This is a genomic window from Variovorax gossypii (assembly GCF_003965815.1).
Classification (GTDB): Bacteria; Pseudomonadota; Gammaproteobacteria; order Burkholderiales; family Burkholderiaceae_C; genus Variovorax; species Variovorax gossypii.
This window is the reverse complement of sequence record NZ_RXOE01000001.1, coordinates 462,557-485,884: the sequence shown is the minus strand read 5'-3', so window position 1 is coordinate 485,884 and position 23,328 is coordinate 462,557. Positions and strand designations below refer to the sequence as shown.

At 67.9% G+C, this 23,328-nt stretch carries 24 protein-coding genes; 10 read left to right on the top strand and 14 right to left on the bottom strand.

The annotated features are described in order from the left end of the window. Window positions 1-29: 29 nt before the first annotated feature. The 3 genes from EJP69_RS02250 to EJP69_RS02240 all read right to left on the bottom strand — a co-directional run bounded on the left by EJP69_RS02250 (window position 30) and on the right by EJP69_RS02240 (window position 4,291). The gene (locus EJP69_RS02250; protein ID WP_126468575.1) at window positions 30-2,405 is read right to left on the bottom strand and encodes a Tex family protein; all 2,376 of its coding nucleotides are present in this window, start codon (window positions 2,403-2,405) and stop codon (window positions 30-32) included. Window positions 2,406-2,489: 84 nt separating this feature from the next. Further along, window positions 2,490-3,437 carry a sensor histidine kinase gene (locus tag EJP69_RS02245; RefSeq protein WP_240652005.1) on the bottom strand — a complete coding sequence of 316 codons (948 nt, stop codon included), beginning with the start codon at window positions 3,435-3,437 and terminating at the stop codon, window positions 2,490-2,492. 59 nt (window positions 3,438-3,496) lie between these two features. Continuing rightward, on the bottom strand, window positions 3,497-4,291 hold the full coding sequence (locus tag EJP69_RS02240; RefSeq protein WP_093195090.1) for a LuxR C-terminal-related transcriptional regulator: 795 nt from the start codon (window positions 4,289-4,291) through the stop codon (window positions 3,497-3,499). A 385-nt stretch (window positions 4,292-4,676) separates the two neighbouring features. On the opposite strand from EJP69_RS02240, the gene EJP69_RS02235 reads away from it, so the two are divergent. The 7 genes from EJP69_RS02235 (at window position 4,677) to EJP69_RS02205 (ending at window position 9,752) form a co-directional block, all read left to right on the top strand. Beyond that, complete coding sequence (locus tag EJP69_RS02235) at window positions 4,677-5,366, top strand: hypothetical protein (protein WP_093195089.1); 690 nt, start codon at window positions 4,677-4,679, stop codon at window positions 5,364-5,366. 77 nt (window positions 5,367-5,443) lie between these two features. Further along, on the top strand, window positions 5,444-6,313 hold the full coding sequence (locus EJP69_RS02230; protein WP_126468573.1) for a hypothetical protein: 870 nt from the start codon (window positions 5,444-5,446) through the stop codon (window positions 6,311-6,313). A 16-nt stretch (window positions 6,314-6,329) separates the two neighbouring features. Beyond that, the gene (locus tag EJP69_RS02225) at window positions 6,330-6,659 is read left to right on the top strand and encodes a hypothetical protein (protein WP_093306795.1); all 330 of its coding nucleotides are present in this window, start codon (window positions 6,330-6,332) and stop codon (window positions 6,657-6,659) included. 58 nt (window positions 6,660-6,717) lie between these two features. Continuing rightward, the gene (locus EJP69_RS02220; RefSeq protein ID WP_093195086.1) at window positions 6,718-7,224 is read left to right on the top strand and encodes a hypothetical protein; all 507 of its coding nucleotides are present in this window, start codon (window positions 6,718-6,720) and stop codon (window positions 7,222-7,224) included. Between the two features lie 58 nt (window positions 7,225-7,282). Then, window positions 7,283-7,645: a GIY-YIG nuclease family protein gene (locus tag EJP69_RS02215; RefSeq protein WP_126468572.1), complete on the top strand. Its 363-nt coding sequence runs from the start codon at window positions 7,283-7,285 to the stop codon at window positions 7,643-7,645. 116 nt (window positions 7,646-7,761) lie between these two features. Beyond that, the gene (locus tag EJP69_RS02210; RefSeq protein ID WP_093195084.1) at window positions 7,762-8,328 is read left to right on the top strand and encodes a DUF2239 family protein; all 567 of its coding nucleotides are present in this window, start codon (window positions 7,762-7,764) and stop codon (window positions 8,326-8,328) included. After that, window positions 8,325-9,752 (top strand): MATE family efflux transporter, encoded by a 1,428-nt coding sequence (locus EJP69_RS02205; RefSeq protein WP_126468571.1) that lies wholly within the window; start codon window positions 8,325-8,327, stop codon window positions 9,750-9,752. Before EJP69_RS02210 ends, EJP69_RS02205 begins: the two co-directional genes overlap by 4 nt. Window positions 9,753-9,764: 12 nt before the next feature. On the opposite strand, the gene EJP69_RS02200 is transcribed toward EJP69_RS02205, so the two are convergent. Together EJP69_RS02200 and EJP69_RS02195 are read right to left on the bottom strand one after the other, a co-directional pair. After that, window positions 9,765-10,241, bottom strand: coding sequence for a VOC family protein (locus EJP69_RS02200; protein ID WP_093195082.1), 477 nt, complete (start codon window positions 10,239-10,241; stop codon window positions 9,765-9,767). Window positions 10,242-10,377: 136 nt separating this feature from the next. Next, complete coding sequence (locus EJP69_RS02195) at window positions 10,378-10,728, bottom strand: antibiotic biosynthesis monooxygenase family protein (protein ID WP_126468570.1); 351 nt, start codon at window positions 10,726-10,728, stop codon at window positions 10,378-10,380. Window positions 10,729-10,827: 99 nt separating this feature from the next. On the opposite strand from EJP69_RS02195, the gene soxR reads away from it, so the two are divergent. Then, window positions 10,828-11,301, top strand: coding sequence for a redox-sensitive transcriptional activator SoxR (gene soxR / locus EJP69_RS02190; protein ID WP_093306799.1), 474 nt, complete (start codon window positions 10,828-10,830; stop codon window positions 11,299-11,301). 4 nt (window positions 11,302-11,305) lie between these two features. Here soxR and EJP69_RS02185 read toward each other — a convergent pair whose 3' ends face one another. Then, window positions 11,306-12,307, bottom strand: coding sequence for a hydroxyacid dehydrogenase (locus tag EJP69_RS02185; protein ID WP_126468569.1), 1,002 nt, complete (start codon window positions 12,305-12,307; stop codon window positions 11,306-11,308). A 110-nt stretch (window positions 12,308-12,417) separates the two neighbouring features. Here EJP69_RS02185 and EJP69_RS02180 point away from each other — a divergent pair, with 110 nt between their 5' ends. Beyond that, window positions 12,418-12,948 carry an HD domain-containing protein gene (locus EJP69_RS02180; RefSeq protein WP_126468568.1) on the top strand — a complete coding sequence of 177 codons (531 nt, stop codon included), beginning with the start codon at window positions 12,418-12,420 and terminating at the stop codon, window positions 12,946-12,948. 148 nt (window positions 12,949-13,096) lie between these two features. After that, complete coding sequence (locus tag EJP69_RS02175) at window positions 13,097-13,684, top strand: hypothetical protein (protein ID WP_093195077.1); 588 nt, start codon at window positions 13,097-13,099, stop codon at window positions 13,682-13,684. A gap of 6 nt (window positions 13,685-13,690) precedes the next feature. Here the strand turns inward: EJP69_RS02175 and EJP69_RS02170 are convergent, their stop codons facing one another. The 8 genes from EJP69_RS02170 to EJP69_RS02135 form a co-directional block, all read right to left on the bottom strand. After that, window positions 13,691-15,169: a flavin-containing monooxygenase gene (locus tag EJP69_RS02170; RefSeq protein ID WP_126468567.1), complete on the bottom strand. Its 1,479-nt coding sequence runs from the start codon at window positions 15,167-15,169 to the stop codon at window positions 13,691-13,693. Between the two features lie 20 nt (window positions 15,170-15,189). Beyond that, complete coding sequence (locus EJP69_RS02165) at window positions 15,190-16,791, bottom strand: MFS transporter (protein ID WP_126468566.1); 1,602 nt, start codon at window positions 16,789-16,791, stop codon at window positions 15,190-15,192. 65 nt (window positions 16,792-16,856) lie between these two features. Then, window positions 16,857-17,489, bottom strand: coding sequence for a PqiC family protein (locus tag EJP69_RS02160; protein WP_126468565.1), 633 nt, complete (start codon window positions 17,487-17,489; stop codon window positions 16,857-16,859). Further along, window positions 17,486-19,147 carry a PqiB family protein gene (locus EJP69_RS02155; protein WP_206169273.1) on the bottom strand — a complete coding sequence of 554 codons (1,662 nt, stop codon included), beginning with the start codon at window positions 19,145-19,147 and terminating at the stop codon, window positions 17,486-17,488. Before EJP69_RS02155 ends, EJP69_RS02160 begins: the two co-directional genes overlap by 4 nt. Continuing rightward, window positions 19,144-19,899: a paraquat-inducible protein A gene (locus EJP69_RS02150; RefSeq protein WP_420824195.1), complete on the bottom strand. Its 756-nt coding sequence runs from the start codon at window positions 19,897-19,899 to the stop codon at window positions 19,144-19,146. The genes EJP69_RS02155 and EJP69_RS02150 overlap by 4 nt, the downstream gene beginning before the upstream one ends. Continuing rightward, window positions 19,896-20,570, bottom strand: coding sequence for a paraquat-inducible protein A (locus tag EJP69_RS02145; protein WP_126468564.1), 675 nt, complete (start codon window positions 20,568-20,570; stop codon window positions 19,896-19,898). The genes EJP69_RS02150 and EJP69_RS02145 overlap by 4 nt, the downstream gene beginning before the upstream one ends. A gap of 20 nt (window positions 20,571-20,590) precedes the next feature. Then, the gene (locus EJP69_RS02140) at window positions 20,591-22,063 is read right to left on the bottom strand and encodes an MFS transporter (RefSeq protein ID WP_206169272.1); all 1,473 of its coding nucleotides are present in this window, start codon (window positions 22,061-22,063) and stop codon (window positions 20,591-20,593) included. After that, window positions 22,063-23,295, bottom strand: coding sequence for a multidrug effflux MFS transporter (locus tag EJP69_RS02135; RefSeq protein WP_206169271.1), 1,233 nt, complete (start codon window positions 23,293-23,295; stop codon window positions 22,063-22,065). Before EJP69_RS02135 ends, EJP69_RS02140 begins: the two co-directional genes overlap by 1 nt. Window positions 23,296-23,328: the final 33 nt, after the last annotated feature.

Here is a 23,328-nt window from a genome sequence, read left to right as displayed (position 1 = left end):
GAAGCGTGCGTCGCGGTCCGCCGGGTCTGCTACTTGCGCAGTCCCTGCAGCTTGGCGAAGGCGTTGGCCATCTGGCCGGCCGGCTGCGGCGAGCTGTCGCGGCGGCCGTGCTGCTGCTGCCCGCGTCCCGCGCCCTCGAAGCGGTTGTCGCGCGGGCCGTCGCGGCGCGCCGGAGCGGCGTCGAGCTTCATCGACAGGCCGATGCGCTTGCGCGCCACGTCGACTTCCATGACCTTGACCTTGACGATGTCGCCGGTCTTCACGACCTCGCGCGCGTCGTTCACGAACTTGTGGCTCAGCTGGCTCACGTGGACCAGGCCGTCCTGGTGCACGCCGAGATCGACGAAGGCGCCGAACTGGGCCACGTTGCTCACCGTGCCCTCGAGCACCATGCCTTCCTTCAGGTCGGCGATGTCTTCCACGCCGTCGTTGAAGCGCGCCACCTTGAAGTCGGGGCGCGGGTCGCGACCGGGCTTCTCGAGTTCGCCCAGGATGTCCTTGACCGTGATGACGCCGAACTTCTCGTTGGCGAACAGTTCGGGCTTCAGCGTCTTGAGCATGTCGGCGCGGCCCATCAGCTCGGCAATGGGCTTGCCGGTCTTCACGATGATCTGCTCGACCAGCGGATAGGTTTCGGGGTGCACGCCGGTGATGTCCAGCGGATCGGCGCCGCCGCGGATGCGCAGGAAGCCCGCGCTCTGCTCGAAGGCCTTGGGGCCGAAGCCGGTCACGTCCAGCAGCTGCTTGCGGGTGGAGAAGGCGCCGTTGGCCTCGCGCCAGCGCACCACCGCCTTCGCGACGCTCGACGACAGCCCCGACACGCGGCTGAGCAGCGGCACGCTGGCGGTGTTGAGGTCGACGCCCACCGAATTCACGCAGTCTTCCACCACGGCCTGCAGGGTGCGCGCGAGTTCGCTCTGGTTCACGTCGTGCTGGTACTGGCCCACGCCGATGCTCTTGGGGTCGATCTTCACCAGCTCTGCCAGCGGGTCCTGCAGGCGGCGCGCGATGGAGGCGGCGCCGCGCAGGCTCACGTCGACGTCGGGCATTTCCTGCGAGGCGAATTCGCTGGCGGAGTACACCGAGGCGCCGGCCTCGCTCACCACCACCTTGTCGACCTTCAGCTCGGGCGCGCCGGCCTGCGCGGCCATCTTGGCCAGCAGCTTGATGAGGTCGGCGGCCAGCTTGTCGGTTTCGCGGCTGGCGGTGCCGTTGCCGATGGCGATCAGGTTCACGCCGTGCTTGGCGCACAGCTTGCCCAGCGTGTGCAGCGAGCCTTCCCAGTCCTTGCGCGGCTCGTGCGGGAACACGGTGGCGGTTTCGACCAGCTTGCCGGTGGAATCGACCACGGCCACCTTCACGCCGGTGCGGATGCCGGGGTCGAGGCCCATCACCACGCGCGGGCCGGCGGGGGCCGCCAGCAGCAGGTCGCGCAGGTTGTCGGCGAACACCTTGATGGCGACCTTTTCCGCGTCTTCGCGCAGGCGGGTGAACAGGTCGCGCTCGGTGGAAAGAGCCAGCTTCACGCGCCAGGTCCAGGCCACGCACTTGCGGATCAGGTCGTCCGACAGGCGGGCCGAATGGCTCCAGCCCAGGTGCAGCGCGATGCGGCCTTCGGCGATGCTGGGCTTGCCCGGTTCGGGCTCCACGGGCAGCACCAGCTTGGCGTCGAGGATCTCGAGCGCGCGACCGCGGAACACGGCCAGCGCACGGTGCGAAGGCACGCGGCCGATGGGCTCGTCGTACTCGAAGTAGTCGCGGAACTTGGCGACGTCGGCGTTGTTCTCGTCCTTGCCGGCCATGAGGCTGGAGCGCAGCAGGCCTTCGTTCCAGAGCCATTCGCGCAGGCTCTGCACCAGCGCGGCGTCTTCGGCCCAGCGCTCGGAAAGGATGTCGCGCACGCCGTCGAGCACGAGCGGCACGGTGGAGAAGTCGGGGCCCGGCTTGCCGTCGTCGAGCGTGGTGGAGGGCTGCAGGAAGGCCTTGGCTTCCACGGCGGGGTCGAGCGTGGGGTTGGCCAGCAGCTTGTCGGCCAGCGGCTCGATGCCGAATTCGCGGGCGATCTGGCCCTTGGTGCGGCGCTTCTGCTTGAACGGCAGGTAGAGGTCTTCCAGCTCCTGCTTGGTGGGCGCCAGCTCGACCGCGGCGCGCAGCTCGGGGGTCAGCTTGCCCTGCTCGTCGATGGCCTTGAGCACGGCCACGCGGCGGTCCTCGAGTTCGCGCAGGTAGGAAAGGCGGGCTTCAATCTCGCGCAGCTGGGTGTCGTCGAGGCCATCGGTGGCTTCCTTGCGGTAGCGGGCGATGAATGGAACCGTGGCGCCTCCGTCGAGCAGTTCGACGGCGGCCTTCACCTGGTTCTCGCCGACCTTGATCTCGACGGCGAGCTGGCGAATGATTTTCTGCATGTCTTGAGCGCGTCCCTGGCAACAAAGCGCGGGAGTTTGCCATAGGCGGGAACGGCATCCGCGCCGGTTCGCCCGGCGGGCGTGTTACAGCATGCTTTCGTGTTCGGGCCGTGCCTCGGGCTGCGGCTGCGCGACCGCCTCGCAAGGCACCACCAGCCGCACGCACAGGCCATGCGGCGCGACGGGAGCGATGTCGAGCTCCGCCCCGATCGCCTCGGCGCGCGAATGCATGCTGCGCAACCCCTTGCCCAGGCTCTCGAAAGAGTGCTCGTCGCCGGTCGGCAGGCTGCCCGGCGCGCCCAGCCCCCGGCCGTTGTCCCGCACCTCGAGCACCATCGCCCTGCCGCCCTCCTGCGGAGCCACGCGCAGCTCGACGCGGGTCGCACGGGAGTGGCGCAATGCGTTGGACAAGGCCTCCTGCGCCACGCGGCAGACCTGCGACGCGGTTTCAGCCGGCATGGGAAAGGCCTCGGACTCGGGCGACACGCTCCACTCGAGCGCGATGCCCATGCGCTCGAAAGCGGGCCTCAGCCGGTAGCGCAAATGGCCCAGCCGCTCGACGACGGTGCTGTCGCCCTGATCGTCCAGGTCGTCCACGGTCATTTGCAGTTCGAGAAGGCAGGCCTGCAGCGCCATCGAGAGGCTGTCGGGGCCGCCGGACCCGGGGTTCTGGCTGGCCAGCAGCGCCACCAGCCGGGAGCCGACGCCGTCGTGCAGGTCGTTGGCGATGCGGCGGCGCTCCGCCATCACCGCCTGGGTCTGCCGGAAGCGCGATGCGCGCCGCTGCGAGACGTACCAGATGCCCAGGATCATGCCGAGCACCAGCACGTTGACTACCTGCAGGGCCCAGAAGGTGAACGGCATGTCCTGCGCCATGACCGTGATGGCCGAACCCGCCCTGATGACCTGCGCGGCCACCGGCGTCAGGTGCAGCGCGCCGGCCAGGGCAGCCCACATCAGCAGCCGACGGCGCGAGATGCGCGAGTACAGCCACGTCAGAAGCACGAGCCACGAGCCGATCGACAACCACACGAACTGGTCTTCCAGAATGTGCGGAAGATGAAGGACCTGCGGCGCGAGCATGGCATGCCCTACAGGAGTCCCCGGTGGGAGGCGAAGCTCACGGCCTGCGCGCGGGTGTGGGCGTGCAGCTTGCGGTAGATGTTCTTGACGTGCGCGTTGACCGTTTGGGCGCTGATGGTGAGCTGCAGCGCGATCTCCTCGGTTACGTAGCCCGTTGCTACAAGTCGCAACACTTCGCGCTCCCGGGTGGATAACGTGGCCTTGCTGTCCGGCGGACGCACCGGGTTCACGTTGGAGCGCTTGTGGTCGAGGTGCACGAGCAGCCTGCGGGCCAGCCGCGGGGTGATGGCGGCACCACCGTTCACCACCTGCAGCACTGCCTGCGCATAGCTCTGGAACCACGCGTTCTTGACGAGGTAGCCGGAAGCTCCGAGCTCGAAGGCATGCAGTACCTGGGGTTCGTCCTCGAGCGCGGAGACGACGATGATCTCGGCCGCGCTGCGATGCCGCTTGGCCTCCTCGATCAGCTCGAATCCGCTGCCGTCGCCGAGGCGGATGTCGACCATGAGAACGTCGAACTCGTGTTGCATCAGCAATCGGCGTCCCTCGCGCAGGGTACCGGCCTGGCCCTCGAGCTGGATGCGCAGGTCGCCCAGCAATTCCTGGGCGATGACGCGACGCACGAAGGGGTCGTCGTCCACCAGCAGAACGCGTACTGGTTTGGTTTGCTGCCCTGTAAGGAAATCGGGCCACGGGAGGGTATCGGCAGAGGGAGCGAGTAGCCCGCCGAACTGTCCTGGGTTCGAGAATTTCCTAGACCCATTCCCTGAATCTGTCAACGAAATGTCGAGATCGCTTTCCATTTCAGCCCCTTTGTGACAACTGGTGCATCTTGTTCGTGACGAAAAGTTAATCCATTTCCATTCAGATTTTGAGTTTCAGTTTTTTTGATTACTTTGGTTGCATTCTGTTGCGATTCGCGACCCCTGTCCATCGAAAGTTGTACTTTCCTCCTCTGTCGTGTCAAGTAAACGCGTCCTCCGGGCGGCGCTCCGGAGGGGGCGAAACACGCCTTTCGCCATAGCCTTGCTCTACCCAGCACTGGGCATTCTTCGTTCGCTTCCCAGCCAAGAAACTGCATCCCGGTCGACGCGGAATGCCATTTCAGCCCCCGCTACTGACCGTCAGCTGATGGCCGGATGCTCCGGCGATCGGGTTCGTTTCACCACCATCTCTCGAGGAAGCATCATGAAGAAGACTCTCATCGCCATCGCAGTGGTCCTGGTCGGAAGCGTCGCCTCCGCCACGAGCACCACGGCCCTTGCCGCCACCAGCACGACGACCGGCTCCTCCAGCTCGGCCGGCTCCGTGGCAGCCAGCTCCGGCACCGGCAGCGCACTCAGCTACAACGCAGCCAACTCCAGCTCGTCGGCCTCGGCCAACGCGGCAGGCGGCGCGGTCAGCTTCCCGGGCCTGCGCATCGGCGGCGCCTCGGCCAGCGGCTCGGCAACCACCCAGGGCAGCGTGACCAGCATGGCCGCGACGACCGGCAACGGCCTTGCCGTGGGCGGTGCCAACGCACAGGCCAATGCAGGCGCGGCATCCAATGCCAACTACAGCGCCGGCGGGCCGAACTCGGTGAGCGGCAGTGCCGGCGGTACCGCCTCCTCCACGACCAACAACACGGCTGCAACGGCCGCGGGTCCTGGCGGCGGTCTCGCGATCGTGACGCGCACCTCGGGCACGACCTCGGGTTACAGCGCCTCCTCGGGCGCCGTCAACGGCTTCATCAACGGCACCACCACCTCGGCCACCGCGGGCTCCACCGGCGGCTCCTTCGGCGTGACCAACGTCAGCTTCGGCAATGCAGGCGGCTTCAGCAACGGCGGCGGCACCGGCGGCCTGGCTGGCGCAGGTTCGACCGCATCGGCACCCTGAACTTCGCCGACACCGGTTGTTGCACCAGGAAATGGGGAGGGGTTCGCCCCTCCCCGGCTACCAAAGGAGTCGAGAACATGAAGAAACTTATCGTCCTGGCCCTGCTGGGCCTCTCCGCGGGCGCGATGGCGCAGACCAACGTGGGCGGAGCCAACAACCAGTCATCGAGTTCGGCCACCACCTCGGCCCAGGGGAACAACCAGGCCGTGAACTTCAACACCACCAACCCCTCGACGGTGACCCAGAACGTCAACAGCAGCGGCGCGACGACCAGCACCATCGACTACCGGGGCAGCTACACGATCAAGAACGTGCCCTCGGTCAACGGCCCCAACCTGACGACGAGCAACGACACCTGCATGGGCAGCACCAGCGCCAGCGCGAACGGCGCCGGCGTCGGCCTCAGCTTCGGCACCACCTGGACGGACGAGCACTGCAAGCGCCTGAAGATGAGCCGCGAGCTCTGGAACAAGGGCATGAAGGCGGCCTCGCTCGCGATGGATTGCATGGACCCGGCGGCCATGGCCGCGCTGGAGATGACGGGCACCAAATGCCCGCAGTCGATGACGGCGGAAGAACGCGTTTCGGCCTACGGCCCGCAGGCATCGGCCAGCGGCGCGCCCGCCTCGCCGCCTCGGCCGGTGGCTGCCGTGGCGCCACCCGCTCCGGCGGTGCCGCAACCCGTGGCGGCCATCGCACCGGCGCCCCAGCCCGCTCCCGCGGCCGCTGCGCTGCCAACGCCACCGGCTCCCATCGCCGAAGCAGCGCCGCAGCGGGTGGCTACCGCTCCCGTTGCCGCGGAAGAGCCGTCCGCCGCGGTGGCGACTCCGGTCGTCAGCGCGACTGTGACGCCGATCGACCCGCGTGACGCAGCCGCCATCCGCGCCGCGCATCTGCTCGACGCCCGGCTTGACGACGGCCCTGGCCTGCGGACGGTGCCGCAATGACCGCGCGGAGCCTGAAATGACCAGGACCGTACTTCTCCTCTGGCTGGCGGCCTGCTGCGCGACGACGGCGGCGGCGGCCGCTTCCGTCGCGCAGCCCACGCTGCGCGTCGAGCGGATGAACATGGGTAGCGGCCTGCAGAACGCACGGGGTACCGAGAACGCGGAAGCGGTAGGTTCCCTGGGCGTGTGGCACGTGCCGCAGTACATGCCGGGCTATCCCACGGCTGCGACGATCTGGCCGCGCGTGATCGTGATCCAGTGCACCAACGACCTGTGCGCCGGCTACGAGGTCACGCCCGAGATGGGCCGCGGCGAATACCTGTTCTTCGTGCCTGCCGGAAAGTAGGCGAAGGCGAGCGACAGGGCCGCGCGGGGCCCGGTCCGCATTGCCTTACGCTAGCGGAATGCCCACATTTCCGCGCGCCTTGCGTGCCCTGCTCCGTGCCATAGGTACCGCGCTCGTCGTTCCCCTGCTGCTCTTCGAGGAATGGGGCTGGGAGCCGCTGGCCGCGCTCGCGGCGCGACTGTCGCGCCTTCCCTTCTGGGCCGCTCTCGAAGCACGGCTGCGGCGGCTGCCGCCCTGGGGAGCGCTGCTGGCTTTCTTCATTCCGGTGCTGTTGCTGCTGCCGGTGAAGGTGCTGGCGCTGTTCCTGTTCAGCCGGGGCCATGCCGCCACCGCGCTCACCGTGCTGGTGCTGGCCAAGCTCGTGGGCACGGCCATCGTCGCGCGGATCTTCCAGCTGGTCGAAGGGCCGCTGATGCGCATTCCGTGGTTCGCCCGCTGGTATCCGCGATGGAAGGCGTGGAAGGACCACGTGCTCACCATCGTTCGCCAGAGCCGCCCCTGGCGCGTGGTGCGGGCGCTGAACCGGCGGATCGCCCGCGGCTGGCGACGGTTCCGGGAAGGCTGAGATAAGTATTACCCGGGTTATATTGCAATCTCCATTTAACCCGGGTAATATTTGAAAGATGAATCTCTCCACGGAAAGCCGCCGCGCCCTCGTCCGGCAATACAAGGAAACCCCGCGCCCCGCGGGCGTCTACGTCATCCGCAACGGCTCGAACGGCCGCGTCTATGTGGGCGGCAGCCTGGACGTCGAAGGTGCGATGAACCGAGCGCGCTTTGAACTGAACATGCGCAGCCACCGCAACAAGGCGCTCGGGCAAGACTGGATCGGGCACGGCGCGGGCCATTTCAGCTTCGAGGTGATCGATCGCGTCAAGGAGCGCGACGACCCCGCCTTCGACCGCAAGGCCGAACTCGACAGGCTTCTTTCGCTCTGGCAGGAAGAGTTGCAGTGCTTCGGACCGAAGGGCTACAACACGCGTTGAAACTTGCACCGGGCGCGCACGCAACGCATGGCAACCAGATGACGCGCACCAAAGCGCGGCAGCGAGTAGATTACGCACCTCGTTTCGCTTGGTACCCCCAGGAACAAAACACCCGAATGTCATCCGACACCCCCACCACCCTGACCGTGTTCTTCGACTTCCAGCGCGTCGCGCAAGGCAGCAAGGCCGAAGTGCTCGACCAGCTGCGCCGCCGCGACGATCCCGGGCCCTATCTCGTGTTCGACGACCGCACCGGCGCGCAGCTCGACCTCGACATGCGCGAGCTCCCGCCCGAGTTGCGCGACCACGAAGCCGAGCATCGCGACGATGCCCCGCGCGGCGTGGGCCGCCCCAAGCTCGGCGTGGTCGCGCGTGAAGTCACGCTGCTGCCGCGCCACTGGGACTGGCTCGGCCGCCAGCCGGGCGGCGCATCGGTCGCGCTGCGCAAGCTGGTCGACGATGCCCGCCGCGTGAACGCCGAGCGCGACACCGTGCGCGCGGCGCAGGAAGCCACCTACCGCTTCATGACCGCCATCGCGGGCAACCTGCCGGGCTTCGAGGAAGCCACGCGCGCGCTGTTCGCCGGCGAGGAGCAGCGCTTCGGCAACCTAATAGAAACCTGGCCCGCCGACGTGCGCGCCCACCTGCAGAAACTGTCGGCCGCCGGCTGGCACGCCCAATGAGAACAACACCCGAGACAACCGGAACCGGCGGCGGCGCCGACCCCAGCGGACTGCAAGGCGTGCCAGTGGCACCGGTCAACGCGCCACGGCCGCTGTGGAAGGTCTTTCTTTTCTTCCTCGCGCCGATGTTGCTCAGCAACATCCTCCAGTCGCTCTCCGGCACGCTGAACAACGTGTACGTGGGGCAGATGCTAGGCGTGGGCGCGCTGGCGGCGGTGTCGAGCTTCTTCCCGGTGATGTTCTTCTTCATCGCCTTCATCATCGGCCTGGGCGCCGGCGCCTCGGTGCTCATCGGCCAGGCATGGGGCGCGCGCGACGTTGCCAAGGCCAAGGCCGTGGCGGGCACCACGCTCACCGTCGGCGTGCTGCTGGGACTGGTGATCGCCGTGTTCGGCGGCGCGTTCACCACGCCGATGCTGGCCGCGCTGGGCACGCCGCCCGACGTGCTGGCCGACTCCACGCGCTATGCCCGCATCATGCTGATCGCGATGCCGGGCGTGTTCCTGTTCCTGCTGTCCACCGCGATGCTTCGCGGCGTGGGCGACACCGTCACGCCGCTGTTCACCCTGCTGATCTCCACGCTGATCGGGCTGGTGGTCACGCCAGCGCTCATCCGCGGGTGGGGCGGCCTGCCGCAGCTCGGCGTGGCGAGCGGCGCATGGGCGTCGGTGCTGTCGTTCATCGTGGCGACCACCTGGCTGGGCTTCCGGCTGCGCCAGCAGAAGAGCCCGCTCGCGCCCGACGCGGAGTTCATGCGCAACCTGCGCATCCAGCCGCAGCTGCTGAAGGCCGTGCTGCGCATCGGCGTGCCCACGGGCGTGCAGATGATCGTGGTCGCGCTGGCCGAGGTGGTGCTGCTGTCGATGGTCAACGGCTTCGGCTCCAACGCCACGGCCGCCTACGGCGCTGTGAACCAGGTGGTGGCGTACGTCCAGTTCCCGGCGATCTCTATCGCAATCACGGCGTCGATCCTGGGCGCGCAGGCCATCGGCGCGGGCCGCGCCAACCGGCTCGGCGCCATCGCGCAGACGGCGCTGCTGATGAACCTGGTGCTCACCGGCGGCCTGGTGCTGCTGGGCTACCTGTTCTCGCGGCCGCTGATGGGCTTCTTCATCACCAGCGCGCCGGTCATCGAGATCGCGCAGACGCTGCTGCACATCATGCTGTGGAGCCTGGTGGTCTTCGGCATGGCCTCGGCGCTGTCGGGGATCATGCGCGCCAGCGGCTCGGTGCTGGTGCCCACGCTGATTTCCATCGTCTGCATCCTGGGCGTGGAGGTGCCGGTGGCCTGGGTCATGAGCCACCGCATCGGGCTCGACGGGATCTGGGTGGCCTACCCGGTGACCTTTGGCGCGATGCTGCTGCTGCAGACCGCGTACTACCAGCTGGTGTGGCGCAAGAAGGCCATCCACAAGCTGGTGTAGCCGCCGCGCGGCCTACTTGCCGTCGAAGGCCCGCTGCGCCTCGGCAAGGTCGAGCTTGACCATCTTCATCATGGCCTGCATCGCGCGGTTGGCCTTGGCCTCGTCCTTGTCCTGGAACATGCGGATCATGGCCATGGGCGCGACCTGCCACGACACGCCGAACCGATCGGTGAGCCAGCCGCACTGCACCGGCTGGCCGCCGCCTTCGAGCAGCCTGTCCCAGTAGTAGTCGACCTCGGCCTGCGTCTCGCAGGGCACGAACATCGAGATGGCCGGGTTGAACTTGTATTCCGGGCCGCCGTTGAGGACCATGAACTTCTGCCCGTCGAGCTCGAAGGTCGCGGTAAGCAGCGAGCCCTTGCGGCTGGGGTTGCTGTCGCCCCAGAGCAGCGTGTCGGTCACGCGCGAGTTCGGAAAGATGCTGCTGTAGAACTTCAGCGCCTCCTCGCCGTTGGTGTCGAACCAGAGACAGGGAATGATCTTCTGCATGGGACTCCTTCGCTTTTGACGATGAACCTGATAGTTCAGTATCGAAGCGTCGCACGCCCCCTGTCAACCCGTGCGACGCCTGTCAGCGGGAAGTTCCCATGTGTTCCGATCACCCTGCCCTCGGCCGCCAGGCCCTTCAGGCGATCCGATAGAAGCCCTGGTCGGATAGCACGCCCGCCTTCTTCGTGAATTCGACCGGGTCGAAGCCCTCCTCGGCGAACTTCTTCTTCACGAGCTCTGTGGCCGAGGCCACGGCCTGCTCGCTGCTCCATTCGACCAGCGTCAGTACGTTGAACTCGCTGCCTCCGCCCGTCTGGTCGAGCACATGCGCGCGCAGGCAGCCCGGCAAGTTGCGCAGCGTCTGCTGGATGCGCTGCATCTGCGCGATGAAAGCCTGCCGGGCTTCGGCGGGCACCGCGAACTTGTCGACGCGGAAAACGGGACCGGAAGCGGAGACCGGGGAAGCGACGCTGGTGTCGTTCGACATGAAACGGATTCCTTCAAGGGAAAAATGCGCACGGGACCCGCGCGCTGGAAGTTATTCTCAAACCTCAAGTAAAGCTGAGGTCAAGAGGTTTCTCTTCCGATGAACGACGCACTGCAAAGAGCCGGCATATCCCCCACGCTCACCGTCGGCGAGGTCGCCCGCCGCAGCGGCGTCACGGTGTCCACGCTGCATTTCTACGAGGCGCAGGGCCTGATCGGCAGCACCCGCACCGCAGGAAACCAGCGACGCTACCCGCGCACGGTGCTGCGGCGCGTGGCCTTCGTGCGGGTAGCGCAGAGGGTAGGCATTTCGCTTGCCGAGATCGGCACTGCCCTGGCTACCCTCCCCGAATCCGCAGCGCCGAGCCGCGAGGACTGGGCCCGGCTCTCGGCTTCTTGGCGTGCCGAGCTGGACGAGCGCATGGCGCAGTTGCAGAAGCTGCGCGACACGCTCGACGACTGCATCGGCTGCGGCTGCCTGTCGATCGACCGCTGCAAGCTGCGCAATCCGCTCGACCGGCTTGGCGCCGAGGGCCAGGGGCCGCAGCGGCTGCTGGTGAAACGAGGCGCCTGAAAACTCAGGCGCCCGCGCCGAATGCCTTCCGCCAGCGATAGGCCTCGGCCGCATTGACCGCGCCCTTCGGCGCCCTGCCCTGGAAGATCTCCGCGAGCTGCGACACGGTTTCCATCGCCTGGTGTTCCACCGCCGGCGGCGTGAGCCCGCCGATGTGGGGCGTGGCAATCACGCGCGGATGCGCCGCCACGTCCGGCGAAGGCATCTGGTCGGGCGCGCGGCCGACGTCGAGCGCGCATCCTGCGATCGTGCCGGCGTCCAGCGCGGCGAGCAGCGCACGCTCATCCACCAGATTGCCGCGCGAGGCATTGATGAAGAAGGCATGCGGCTGCATCGCGGCGAACGCCCGGGCATTCATCATGTTCTCGGTCGCCTCGGTGGCGGGCGCGAGGCAGACGACGAAGTCGGACTGCGCCAGCAGTGCCTCGAAGCTCACCTGCTCGAACTCGGCCCGGTCGGTCGCCGTGTACGGGTCGTGCACGACGATGCGCATGCCCAGCGCCAGCGCGACATCGCAGAGGTAGCGGCTGATCTGCCCGTAGCCGATCACGCCCAGCGTGCTGCCGCGCAGTTCGCGCCCCATCGCGGGCGGCGGCAGCCGGCCTGCGTGGTAGCTCGCGGCGGAGGCACTGATGCCCCGGCCCAGGTCGATCATCGCGCCCACGATCCACTCCGACACCGAGGCGATGAACCCCGCGCTCGCCTGCGTCACCAGCACGCCGTGCCGGCTGGCGGAGGCCACGTCGATGTTGCGGATGTCGATGGCACAGCGCACGAAGGCCTTGAGCTTCGGCAGGGCCGCGAACAGCGCCTCGTCGCCCGCCGTCTGGCGGTAGGAAATGATCGCGTCGCAGTCCTGCGCAAGGTCGGCGAGCTCGCGCGACGAAAGATCGGCGTCGCTGGGATTGAAGCGCACCTGCGCGATGGCCCGAAGGGCCGCGGTGGCGCGGTCGCCGAAGTAGTTGGCGAGCTTGGCTGGCGGATGGCTGACGAAAACCGTGGTCATGAAAAAGCTTCTGTTCGGAAGGAAAGACTGGCCGCGAGCATCATGCGGCCGCAAGCGCCAAGGACCGTGCGCCGCCACGAAGGCAGAATGGAAAAACCACAGGACGCCGCATGACCATAACCTCACAGACACCCGACGCAGCCCGAGCCTATGCCGTCGAGATGCACGGCGACCAGAAGTACGGCACGCATCCATACGTGCACCACCTCGACGCCGTCGCCGCCCTGCTCCAGCCCTACGGCGACAACGCGCGCGTCGTCGGCTATCTGCACGACGTGGTCGAGGACACTGCGGCGACCGTGGCCGACGTGCGCTCGCGCTTCGGCGATCTGGTGGCCTCGTGCGTTGCGCTGCTGACCGACGCGCCCGGGGCCAACCGCAAGGAGCGCAAGGCCAAGACCTATGCGGCTCTGGCCGAAGTGAAGGGCGACGAGGAACTCGCGCTGCTCGTGAAGGCCGCCGACCGCCTGGCCAACGTGCGCGCCTGCGTGGCGGACGGCCAGCGCGCGCTGTGGGAGACGTACCACGGCGAGCATCCGACCTTCAGGGCCGCCGCATTCAGGGCCGGGCAATGCGATCCGTTGTGGACCGAGCTCGACACGCTGCTCTCGCCCTCTCGCGCACCAACAGCGACGCCCTGACAAGGGCTGTACACGGCTGGTTCGCCCCTCATAGACGAGCGATCTTTCGAGGGTAAAGCGGTCGCTGCGGTCCGGACAGACGGGCCGCGCGCCCTGAGCCTGCCAGCCCGAGCCTGTCTGTAATGGTGCGAAATGGATTGGTGCCCGAATGGACGCCACAGTGCACGGACTTCAGTTCTCCGGAAAGCCAGAAGGGGGCAAGTTGCCGGCAGCCCCGACTCAGGCACGCATCCGGAGGAAAGTCGGGTGCATCCATTTCAGTAAAGCATCAATCGGATTGGAGGTCCAAATGGGCATTGTGTTTGCAGAAAACTGGAACAACATCGATGGACTCAGGGCGAAGCATGGAGACTGGTATGACGACGACTACAACACCCTGGGCGATGCCAACTACCAGCAGATATGCGCCATGCTGAACACGTGGGCAGAAAGAGAAATTGCCCACAATCACGCCAGCGAGCTATACGAAATCGCTACGGCCGTATTGAGCGACAGACTCAATGTCACAGTCGAACTGGGATTCCACCAGCTTCAGAATTTCAAGGGACAGGATTATTTCCACATCACCGTGATACACCCGGACGGATGGAAAGCCCACATGTTCAGTCGCGCGAAAATCTATATGGGCCAGATCGCGCATATCGAGAAAACAATTGAAGGTGGAACCAAGGTCCCCACTGTCTACGAAAAAAGAATCTACCTGCAGCCTCAGAAGCCCTACACGCCATTTCTCTGAGTCTCGCTAGCCGACACGCCGATTCGCGAACTCCATCACCCCGTCGTCCACCGAACCGAAGCGCAGGCTCACGAGATCGCGCGCGTAGTTCTGGTACACCCGCCACGGCGCGCGCGAGCCCTGCTTCGGAAACCTGCCCACCGCGCGCTGCACGTAGCCCGAGGAGAAGTCGAGCCAAGGCTCGGGCGCCAGGGACGGGTCGGTGTTGCGCGGCGTGCATTGCCTCCAGCCCTGCTTCTCCATGTGGTTGAGCACCCGGCAGACATACGCGCAGGTCAGGTCGCTCTTGAGCGTCCACGAGGCATTCGTGTAGCCGAACGACGAGGCCAGGTTGGGCACGTCGCTGTACATCATTCCCTTGTAGTTGAAGGTCGCGGCCGGGTCCACGCGACGGCCGTCCACCTCGAGCTGCACGCCGCCGAGCACCTGCAGTTCGAGCCCGGTGGCGGTGACGACCACGTCGGCCTCCAGCTCCCTGCCCGACTTCAGCCTGATGCCGCCCGGCGTGAAGGTGTCGACGTGGTCCGTGACCATCGAGGCGCGCCCTGCCCTGATGGCCGCGAACAGGTCGCCGTCGGGCACGAGGCACAGGCGCTGATCCCAGGGGTTGTAGCGCGGCGTGAAATGCGTGGCGACGTCGTAGCCGGGCCCGAGGGCCTGCCGCACGCCGCCAAGAATCAGCTTCTTCACGCGATCGGGCTTGCGCCGCGCGAGGCGGAAGAAGTACATCGACAGCAGCACGTTCTTCCAGCGCGTGAGACCGTAGGCCATTCCGGCCGGCAGGAAGCTGCGAAGCCCGTGGGCGATGGGGTCCTGCGCCGGCCGAGCGACCACGTAGGTGGGCGAGCGCTGCAGCAGCGTCACGTGCGAGGCCGTCTTCGCCAGCGCCGGCACCAGCGTCATCGCGGTCGCGCCGCTGCCGATCACGATCACCTTCTTGCCGCTGCAATCCATGTCCTCGGGCCAGTGCTGCGGATGGACGATGCGGCCCGCGTAGTCGCCAACGCCCGCGAACTCGGGCGTGTAGCCGGCCTCGTATCTGTAGTAGCCGCTGCACAGGAAGAGGAAGTTGCAGCGCATGCGCATCGGAAGCCGTTCGGGGCCGCGCTCGACATCCACGCTCCAGCAGGCATCGGCCGTGGACCACGAGGCGCGCACCACGCGATGGTTGAACCTGATCTTCCGGTCGATGCCGTGCTGCGCCGCGGTCTCGCGCAGGTAGTTCAGGATCGACGGCCCGTCGGCAATGGACTTCGCCTGCGTCCACGGCCGGAACGAATAGCCCAGCGTGTACATGTCGGAATCCGAGCGCACGCCCGGATAGCGGAACAGGTCCCAGGTGCCGCCACTGCGCTCGCGCCCCTCGAGGATCGCGTAGCTGCGCCCCGGGCAATTCGCCTGCAGGTGGTAGCCGGCGCCGATCCCGGAGAGGCCAGCGCCCACGACGAGCACATCGACGTGCTCCTGCTGATCTTCGTCCTGCATCGACATGTCTCCTTGTCCACTCAGTTCTTCCTGTCCGCACCTCCCGCGGAGGTGCCCCGGATCATCAGCCACGCGCTCACCGCACTCAACATGGCCAGCGCGGCGCTCGACAGCATCACCCAGCGAAAGCCCGCGACGAAGGATTCGGCCACCGCCCGTTTCGCGGCCGCGGCCGTGGCCGCATCAACGCCCGGCGGCATCGCCGCGCCCGCCAGCTTGCTGCGCTCGCCTTCGAGAAATGCTGCCACCTGCCTCGAAGCGCCCATGTCGCGCAGGTGATCCGCCAGCGCCGCGTCGAAGGCCCAGGCCATGAGCGCGCCGAACACCGCGATCGCCAGCACCGCCGCAGCGCGCGACACGGCGTTGTTCACGCCCGATGCCACGCCCGCCAGCTCGGGGCCGACCGCATTCATGACCGTGGTGGTCAGCGGCGCCACCGTCACCGTCATGCCGAAGCCCAGCACCACCACTGCCGGCAGGAAGCCGCTCCAGTAGCTCGCGCCCACGCCCGGCACAGCGAACAGCGCGAAGCCCACCGCCGCGATGGCCGGACCGATGACCAGCGGCATGCGCGGCCCGAAGCGGTCCACCAGCTGCCCGGCCCAGCCCGAGAGCGCGAACATGATGAAGATGAAAGGCAGCAGCGCCGCACCCGCCACCGTCGCCGAGTAGCCCTGCACCTGGATCAGGTTGAGCGGAAAGAAGTACAGCCCACCGCCCAGCGCCGCATAGAGCAGCAGCGTCAGCAGGTTCGCGCCGCTGAAGTTGCCGATGCGCAGCAGCTCCAGCGGCAGCATCGGCGTACGCACCTTGCGCTCGGCGACGAAGAAGCCCGCACCGCCCAGCACGCCGACGGCCAGCGCCGAAAGCACGGCCGGCGAGCGCCATCCCTGCGTCGGCGCCTCGATGAATGCGTAGACGATGCCGCCGAGCCCGGCCGTCGCGAGCAGCGCGCCCCACAGGTCGAGCCCGCCGCTGGCGGAAGCGCCGCGGCTCTCGGGCACGTGGCGCCACACGATCCACAGCACCAGCAGCGCCATCGGCACGTTGATGAAGAAGGCCCAGGTCCAGGAAAAGTGATCGACCAGGAAGCCGCCCAGCACCGGCCCCACCGCCGCCGTGATGCCGCTGAAGCCCGACCAGGTGCCGATGGCCTTGCCTCGCTCCTTCTCGGGAAAGGCCGCGCTGATCAGCGCGAGGCTGCCCGGCACCAGCAGCGCCCCGCCGATGCCCTGCACCGCCCTCGCGGCAATGAGCTGCTGCACGCTGGCCGCAAGCCCGCAGGCCACCGACGACAGGGCGAAGATGCCGACGCCGATCGCGAAGATGCGCCGCCGGCCGTAGTGATCGCCCAGCGCGCCGCCCACCAGGAGCAGTGCCGCCAGCAGCAAGGCGTACGACTCGACCACCCATTGCGCCTGGAAGGCCGTGGCGTGCAGGTCGGACTGGATGGCCGGCAGCGCCACGTTGACCACAGTGCCGTCGATGAAGGCCATGCTGGACCCCACGATGGCCGCCGCCAGCACCCAGGGTTTGGAGGCATCGGGGCAGCCGCCCTCCTCGGGGCGGGCGCCATGCAGGATCAGCGTGTCGTCGCAGGGCGCCTTGCCGATCTGTGCCATGGAGGTCTCCTTCCTATGGATTCCGGTCTTGCCTCTTTTTTCTTCCCAGAGGCCGGGAGAAAGAATCAGGTCGCGCAGGCAGTCGTCGACGGATTCGCGCGTGCGGCATTCACGCTGCGCGCCATCGCAGCGGCCGCAGCCGCCGTCACGCGCTGTGCTCCTTGCGCCACCGCGTCCATCCCGCTGCCCACAGCCTCGCCCAAGTTCAGCTGGCAGACCACCGTACGCACCTCGTCCGAGCGCCGCAGCGTCCAGCTGAAGCCCGCATCGACACTCCCGCCGTCCACCGCATCGAACTGGCGCAGCTGCACCGCGATGCGCCACACCGGCTGCGAGCCCTGCTTGCCGCCTCTGGTCACGTCGAGCGCGCCGAGCCGGCCGGCGATGCCGCTGGCCAGCGCATCGCGCAGCTCGTTCTCGAACGACGAGGCCCAGCGATGCTGCTCCAGCACATCGACCTGCACGCTGCCGTTGGGCCGGCGCACCACCATCTGCGGCCGCGCGAAGCGCTCGGGCACGGCCACGGGCGCGAGCTCGATGTAAAGCGGCGCGGCGCTGCCGAGCGTCGAAGGCGCGGCATCAGCCGCCGCCACCGGGCTCGCCAGTGTGTAGTAGTTGTCGGGCTTGCTGGCGCAGCCCGCGAGCGCGGCCAGCATTGCCGCTGCTGCGGCCACGGATGCGATGTGGTTCTTCTTCATTTCTTGCCGTCGTCCGGTTTGCCGCGCAGCAGCGACTCTGGGTGGCGCTCGAGGTAGTCGGTCAGCACGCGCACCGAGCCGGCGGCGCGCGTGAGCTCCTGCAGCGTCTGGCGCATGTCCTGCTGCAGCGGCGAGTCGTCGGCCAGCGTGCGCTCGGCGCTGTTCACGGTCTTGCGCACGTCCTTCATGGCCGCGGTCAGCTCGGGCGTGACGTCGTTGTTGATGCGGCTGACCGTCTGCTCGGTGGTCGTCAGGGTCTTGTTGAGCGAGGCGAGCGTGGTGCGCAGGTCGCCCGCGATCTGCTCGTAGGGCACCTTGTTGAGCTTGGTCGCGATCTCCTGCACCTGCGACTGGATCTCGTCGAGGCTGTTGGCCACGGTGGGCAGCTCGATCGGGTTCTTCGACAGGTCGATCTTCGCGGGCGGCGCCTTCGGGAAGAAGTCGAGCGCCACGTAGACCTGCCCCGTCAGCAGGTTGCCGTTGCGCAGCTGGGCGCGCAGGCCCTTCTCGGCCAGGAAGCGCAGCCGCTCCTGCTGGGTGGCGCGCGACTCGGTGCCGCTCTCGCCCGCGCGGCGGCGCAAGCGGTCGGGGTAGACCTGCACCAGCACCGGCATGCGGAACTCGCGCTCGGCGCGGTCGAACTCCACGCCGATGGACTTGACCTCGCCGATCACCACGCCGCGGAAGTCCACCGGCGCGCCCGGCGTGAGCCCGCGCAGCGACTGGTTGAAGTACATCAGCAGGGTCTGCGAGGGCCCGTCGGGCTCCTTCATGGCGGAAGACTCGTCCTGCGCCAGCGTGAAGGCCGCGTTCTCCTTGGCGACCGGGCCCATGGCATCGTCGGGCGCCTGGAAGGCGATGCCGCCGAGCAGGATGGTCGCCAGCGACTGCGTGCGCAGCGTGAAGCCGCTGGCGCTCAGCTGCGCATCGATGCCGCTGGCCTGCCAGAAGCGCGTGTTCATGCCCACGAACTTGTCGTAGGGCGCGTTGATGAACACGCGGATGGTCACGCCGCGCCCGTCGCCGTCGAGCTCGTAGGCCGCCACCTGCCCGACCTTGACGCGCCTGAAGTACACCGGCGAGCCCACGTCGAGCGAGCCCACGTCGTTGGCGCGCAGCAGAAACTGCTTGCCCGAGTCGTCGCGCGTGACGATGGGCGGCGTCTCCAGCCCGGTGAACTCGCCCGCCGTTTCCGTCGACACACCCGCGTCGGCGCCGATGTAGGCGCCCGACAGCAGCGTGTTGAGCCCCGAGATGCCCGACGTGTCGAGCCGCGGGCGCACCACCCAGAAGCGCGAGTCCTGCGCCGTGAAGCTCTGCGCCTCCTTGTTGAACTGCACCAGCACGCGCACGTGCGAGCGGTCGCGCGCCAGCCGCAGGCTGGTGACCAGGCCGATCTGCACGTCCTTGTACTTCACGGCGGTCTTGCCGGCCTCCAGGCCCTCGGCGGTCTTGAAGGTCAGCACCACCTCGGGGCCGCGCTCCAGGATGATCCGCGCCACCAGCGTGATGCCCACCAGCGCGGCCACGATGGGGATCAGCCAGATCAGCGACGGCAGCCACTCGCGCCGGCGCACCACGCGCGGCCTGGGCAAGGGCGACTGGTCGGGCGGGCCGGACGGCGCCGGCCTGTCCTTGGGTTGATCTTCTTCACTCATGCTGGTTTCTCGTCCCTGTTTCCATGTGTCTGTGCACCTTCCTCGTTGTCGCGCAGGATGGCCTGTTCTTCCCTGCTGTCCCAGGTGAGCTTCGGGTCGAAGCTCAGCGAGGCCAGCATCGTCAGCACCACCACCGAGCCGAAGGCCGCGATGCCCACGCCCGCGGTGATGACCGCGAAGCCCTGGATCTGCACCAGCCCCGTCAGCAGCGACACCACGAACACGTCGAGCATCGACCAGCGGCCGATGATCTCGATGATGTGATAAAGCTTCGCCCGCTCGCGCCGCCGCCAGCTGCTGCCGCGCTGCGCCAGCACCACGAGCAGCAGCAGCACGGCCAGCTTGAACAGCGGCACCAGGAAGCTGGCGATGAAGACGATGGCCGCGAGCCCGTAGGCGCCAGACACCCAGAAATAGATCACCCCGCTCAGGATGGTGTCGTTCTGCGTGCCGAACAGCGTGCGCGTGATCATTACCGGCAGCAGGTTCGCCGGTATGTACATCATGCAGGCCGCGATGAGAAAGGCCCAGGTGAGCTTCAGGCTGTGCGGCTTGCGCGTGTGCAGGTGCGTGCCGCAGCGGCCGCAGGCATCGCCTTCCTCGGCGCCCTCCCAGACGGCGCCGCAATGCCGGCAGGGCATGCAGCCGAGCGAGGCGGCGGTGAGAACCCGCGAGTCCTCGTCGTGGTGGTGATGATCGCTGGAAGCCGCGATGCTCCCGAGGCGCTGCCGGAGACGGCCCAGCGGCTTCATGCCGACGCCCCGCCCTTCTCGTCGTTCGCCCCTTCGCCCGCCCCTTCGTCCGGCAGGGCCTCGCCCTTCGGCCGGAACGCCATTCCCCAGAACGCCCCCGGATCGAACGACAGCACCGCCGTCAGCATGACCGTGAGCGCCATGAAAGCCCACAGCGCCGGCCCCGGCACCACGCTCGCCATGCTCGACAGCTTGACGATGGCCACCAGCACCCCGAGCAGGAACACCTCGATCATTCCCCAGGGCCGCAGCGACTGCATCGCCCGCACCAGCAGCGCGAAGCCCACCGGCCGGTGCTCGCGGCTCAGCGGAATCAACAGGTAGGCCAGGATGCAAAGCTGCAGGAAGGGAAAGAGGATGGTGGTCGCCAGCACCAGCAGCGCTACCAGCGACATGCCCTCGGCGGTCAGCGCCACCACGGCTCCTGCCAGCGTGGTCTGGCTGCGCAGGCCCTGGAGCTCGATCTCGACGATGGGAAACAGGTTCGCGATGGCGAACATGATGAGGCAGGCCACCGTCAGCGGAAGTATGCGGCGCTCCTGCTGGCCCGGGTGCCGGTCGAGCTCGGTGCCGCAGCGGGGGCAGTGCGCCACGTCGCGCGGCTTGAGCGGCGCGCGGCTGTAGACCGCGTCGCAGCCCGGGCAGACCACCGTTTCAGGTACTTCCTTCATGGGTGAGTACCCTAACTCATTCAGGCGCCGTGGCTTGTCGTCCTGAGGCGCAGCGTGCTGAAAACCGCCGCAACCGCGGCAAAACTGGCCGCCAGCACCAGCGCCACCACCGGTCCGTGGCCGCCGTGCGGGCTCCAGACACTGAAGACGCCCGCCAGCACCACGGCGCCCAGGGTCTGCCCGGTGAGCCGGGCCGTGCCCAGCATGCCGCTGGCCGCACCACTGCGGTGCGCCGGCGGCGAGGTCACGATGGTGTGGTTGTTCGGCGACTGGAACAGCCCGAAGCCCAGCCCGCACAGCGCCATGCGCCAGGCGATGTCGGCATTGCCCGGATGCGCCGGCAGCGCCGCCAGCAGCGCCAGGCCGGTGGCCAGCAGGCCCAGCCCGATGCCGCCGAGCAGCCCGTCGGGGTAGCGGCCGATCAGCCGCCCCGCGATGGGCGCCATCACCACGATGGCCAGCGGCCAGGCAGTGATGAGCAGACCGGCCTCGATGTGGCTGCGGCCGTACACGTCGAGCAGCAGGAACGGCAGCGCGATGTAAGCCAGCATCTGCGCGCAGAAGGCGGCCACCGAAGTACCCATCGACAGCGCGAACACCGGAATGCGCAGCAGGTCGATGGGAAAGAGCGGCACGGCCAGCTTGCGCTGGCGCCGCAGGTAGACGAAGCCCACGGCCACGCCGGCGAGCAGGATGCCCCAGGCCGAGGCCTGCGAACCGCCCGCGCCCTGCACAGGGCCCTCGCGCACGCCGAGCCGGTCGACGCCCAGGAACACCAGCGAGAACATCAGCACGTTGAGCGCCACGTCCACCGGCGAGAAGCGCAGCCCGGCGGCAGGCGCCACGCGATTGAACGGCAGCGCCTTCATGCCCAGCGCGAAGGTGACGATGCCCAGCGGCACGTTGATGGCGAAGAGCCAGGGCCACGAAGCCACCGAGAGGATGGCCGCCGCCACCGAAGGCCCCGCCACCGACGAAGTAGCCACCACCAGCGAGTTGATCGCCATGCCCTTGCCCAGCTGGGCGGACGGATACGTGAGCCGCACCAGCGCCGCGTTCACGCTCATGATGCCGGCCGCGCCCAGCCCCTGGAATGCGCGCGCAGCGATCAGCGTGCCCAGCGAGTTGGCGAAGGTGGCTGCCAGCGACGACAGCGTGAACACCGCCATGCCGACCAGGTACACGCGCCGGTAGCCCACGAGGTCGCCCAGCGAGGCCAGCGGCAGCAGCATCACCAGCGTGGCGATCTGGTACGCATTGACCACCCAGATCGCCTGCGACGGGCTGGCCTGCAGTTCGCGCGCGATGCCCGGCAGCGCGAGGTTGACGATGGTGCCGTCGAGCACCGCCACGATCAGCCCGAGGATGATGACCAGCATCGCCCAGCCGCGCTCCGGCTGCGCCAGTCCGTCCATGGGCCTTGGGCCCGCGTTGCCGCCGTTGTTGTTGTCTTCGGCTGCCGGGAGCGCGGCGCCTGCGCGTACCGTGTTCATCAGGCTTGCTGCGTCCTTCCTGTCTTTCCGGCCTTGGCCGTGGGCTCGGAGCGCACACCGCCCAGCGTCAGCCAGGTCAGCACCAGAGCGATGAGCGCGCCGCCGGCCATGCCGGCCACCATCGGCAGCGGACGTCCGTCGGTGAAGAAGCCCACCACCGCCATCGCCAGCGCACCGGTGAGCATCTGCAGCGTGCCCAGCAGCGCCGAGGCCGTGCCCGCAATGGCGCCGTGCATCTCGAGCGCGAGCACGCCGGTGGTCGGAATCACCAGCCCCATGAAGCCCGAGGCGATGAAGTACAGGACGATCAGCACCCAGATGCTGTCGCCGCCCATCGCGAAGTAGACGAACATCGCTGCCATCGCCACGCCGCAGCACACCACGCCGAACTTGACGAGCTTGACCAGTCCGTAGCGCTCGCCCAGCGCACCGGTGAACTGCGAGGCGCCGATGAAGGCTGCCGCGTTCACGCCGAAGGCCACGCTGTAGAGCGCGGGCGACAGGCCGTAGTGGTCGATCATCACGAACGACGAGTTCGCGAGATAGGTGAAGAAGCCCGCCATCGCGAAGCTGCCGATGAACACCAGCCCGAGGTAGTGCGTGTCGCGCAACAGCAGCCAGTAGGCCGAGAGCGCGCTGCCGAGGCTGCTTTCGACGCGCTCCGAGGCCGGGCGGGTTTCGTCGAGCAGCTTCACCATCATCGCGAGGCCGGCCACGGCCGCGATGGTCACGGCCCAGAACACGCCGCGCCAGCCGGCGAACGCGATCACGGCGCTGCCCGCGAGCGGAGCGAGGATCGGCGACACGCTGAACACCAGCATCAGCAGCGACATCAGCCGCGCGGCATCGGTGCCGGTGTGCAGGTCGCGCACCACGGCGCGCGGAATCGCCATGCCGGCTGCGGCGCCCAGGCCCTGGATGAAGCGCAGCACGATCAGCGTCTGGATGTCGGTCGCCAGCGCGCAGCCCACGCTGGCGAGCGCGAACAGCACCAACCCCGCGTACAACGGCGGCTTGCGGCCCATCATGTCGGAGACCGGCCCGTACAGCAGCTGCCCCGCGCCGAGCGAAAGGAAGAAGGCCGTGAGGCTCATCTGCACCGCGCCGATGTCGGCACGCAGGCTCTGCCCGATGGCAGGCAGAGCCGGCAGGTACATGTCGATGGCGAATGGCCCGATGGCCGAGAGCAGGCCCAGCAGCAGGGCCATCTTGAAGAAGGGGGAAGAACGCATTGAACCGATTGTCGCGAAGCGCGGCAATCGGTG

Bases quoted from the DNA above. Each gene is read 5' to 3' on its own strand.
- EJP69_RS02250 (WP_126468575.1), bottom strand. From the start codon at position 2,405: ATGCAGAAAATCATTCGCCAGCTCGCCGTCGAGATCAAGGTCGGCGAG.
- EJP69_RS02240 (WP_093195090.1), bottom strand. From the start codon at position 4,291: ATGGAAAGCGATCTCGACATTTCGTTGACAGATTCAGGGAATGGGTCT.
- EJP69_RS02235 (WP_093195089.1), top strand. From the start codon at position 4,677: ATGAAGAAGACTCTCATCGCCATCGCAGTGGTCCTGGTCGGAAGCGTC.
- EJP69_RS02230 (WP_126468573.1), top strand. From the start codon at position 5,444: ATGAAGAAACTTATCGTCCTGGCCCTGCTGGGCCTCTCCGCGGGCGCG.
- EJP69_RS02225 (WP_093306795.1), top strand. From the start codon at position 6,330: ATGACCAGGACCGTACTTCTCCTCTGGCTGGCGGCCTGCTGCGCGACG.
- EJP69_RS02220 (WP_093195086.1), top strand. From the start codon at position 6,718: ATGCCCACATTTCCGCGCGCCTTGCGTGCCCTGCTCCGTGCCATAGGT.
- EJP69_RS02215 (WP_126468572.1), top strand. From the start codon at position 7,283: ATGAATCTCTCCACGGAAAGCCGCCGCGCCCTCGTCCGGCAATACAAG.
- EJP69_RS02210 (WP_093195084.1), top strand. From the start codon at position 7,762: ATGTCATCCGACACCCCCACCACCCTGACCGTGTTCTTCGACTTCCAG.
- EJP69_RS02205 (WP_126468571.1), top strand. From the start codon at position 8,325: ATGAGAACAACACCCGAGACAACCGGAACCGGCGGCGGCGCCGACCCC.
- EJP69_RS02200 (WP_093195082.1), bottom strand. From the start codon at position 10,241: ATGCAGAAGATCATTCCCTGTCTCTGGTTCGACACCAACGGCGAGGAG.
- EJP69_RS02195 (WP_126468570.1), bottom strand. From the start codon at position 10,728: ATGTCGAACGACACCAGCGTCGCTTCCCCGGTCTCCGCTTCCGGTCCC.
- soxR (WP_093306799.1), top strand. From the start codon at position 10,828: ATGAACGACGCACTGCAAAGAGCCGGCATATCCCCCACGCTCACCGTC.
- EJP69_RS02185 (WP_126468569.1), bottom strand. From the start codon at position 12,307: ATGACCACGGTTTTCGTCAGCCATCCGCCAGCCAAGCTCGCCAACTAC.
- EJP69_RS02180 (WP_126468568.1), top strand. From the start codon at position 12,418: ATGACCATAACCTCACAGACACCCGACGCAGCCCGAGCCTATGCCGTC.
- EJP69_RS02175 (WP_093195077.1), top strand. From the start codon at position 13,097: ATGGACGCCACAGTGCACGGACTTCAGTTCTCCGGAAAGCCAGAAGGG.
- EJP69_RS02170 (WP_126468567.1), bottom strand. From the start codon at position 15,169: ATGCAGGACGAAGATCAGCAGGAGCACGTCGATGTGCTCGTCGTGGGC.
- EJP69_RS02165 (WP_126468566.1), bottom strand. From the start codon at position 16,791: ATGGCACAGATCGGCAAGGCGCCCTGCGACGACACGCTGATCCTGCAT.
- EJP69_RS02160 (WP_126468565.1), bottom strand. From the start codon at position 17,489: ATGAAGAAGAACCACATCGCATCCGTGGCCGCAGCAGCGGCAATGCTG.
- EJP69_RS02155 (WP_206169273.1), bottom strand. From the start codon at position 19,147: ATGAGTGAAGAAGATCAACCCAAGGACAGGCCGGCGCCGTCCGGCCCG.
- EJP69_RS02150 (WP_420824195.1), bottom strand. From the start codon at position 19,899: ATGAAGCCGCTGGGCCGTCTCCGGCAGCGCCTCGGGAGCATCGCGGCT.
- EJP69_RS02145 (WP_126468564.1), bottom strand. From the start codon at position 20,570: ATGAAGGAAGTACCTGAAACGGTGGTCTGCCCGGGCTGCGACGCGGTC.
- EJP69_RS02140 (WP_206169272.1), bottom strand. From the start codon at position 22,063: ATGAACACGGTACGCGCAGGCGCCGCGCTCCCGGCAGCCGAAGACAAC.
- EJP69_RS02135 (WP_206169271.1), bottom strand. From the start codon at position 23,295: ATGCGTTCTTCCCCCTTCTTCAAGATGGCCCTGCTGCTGGGCCTGCTC.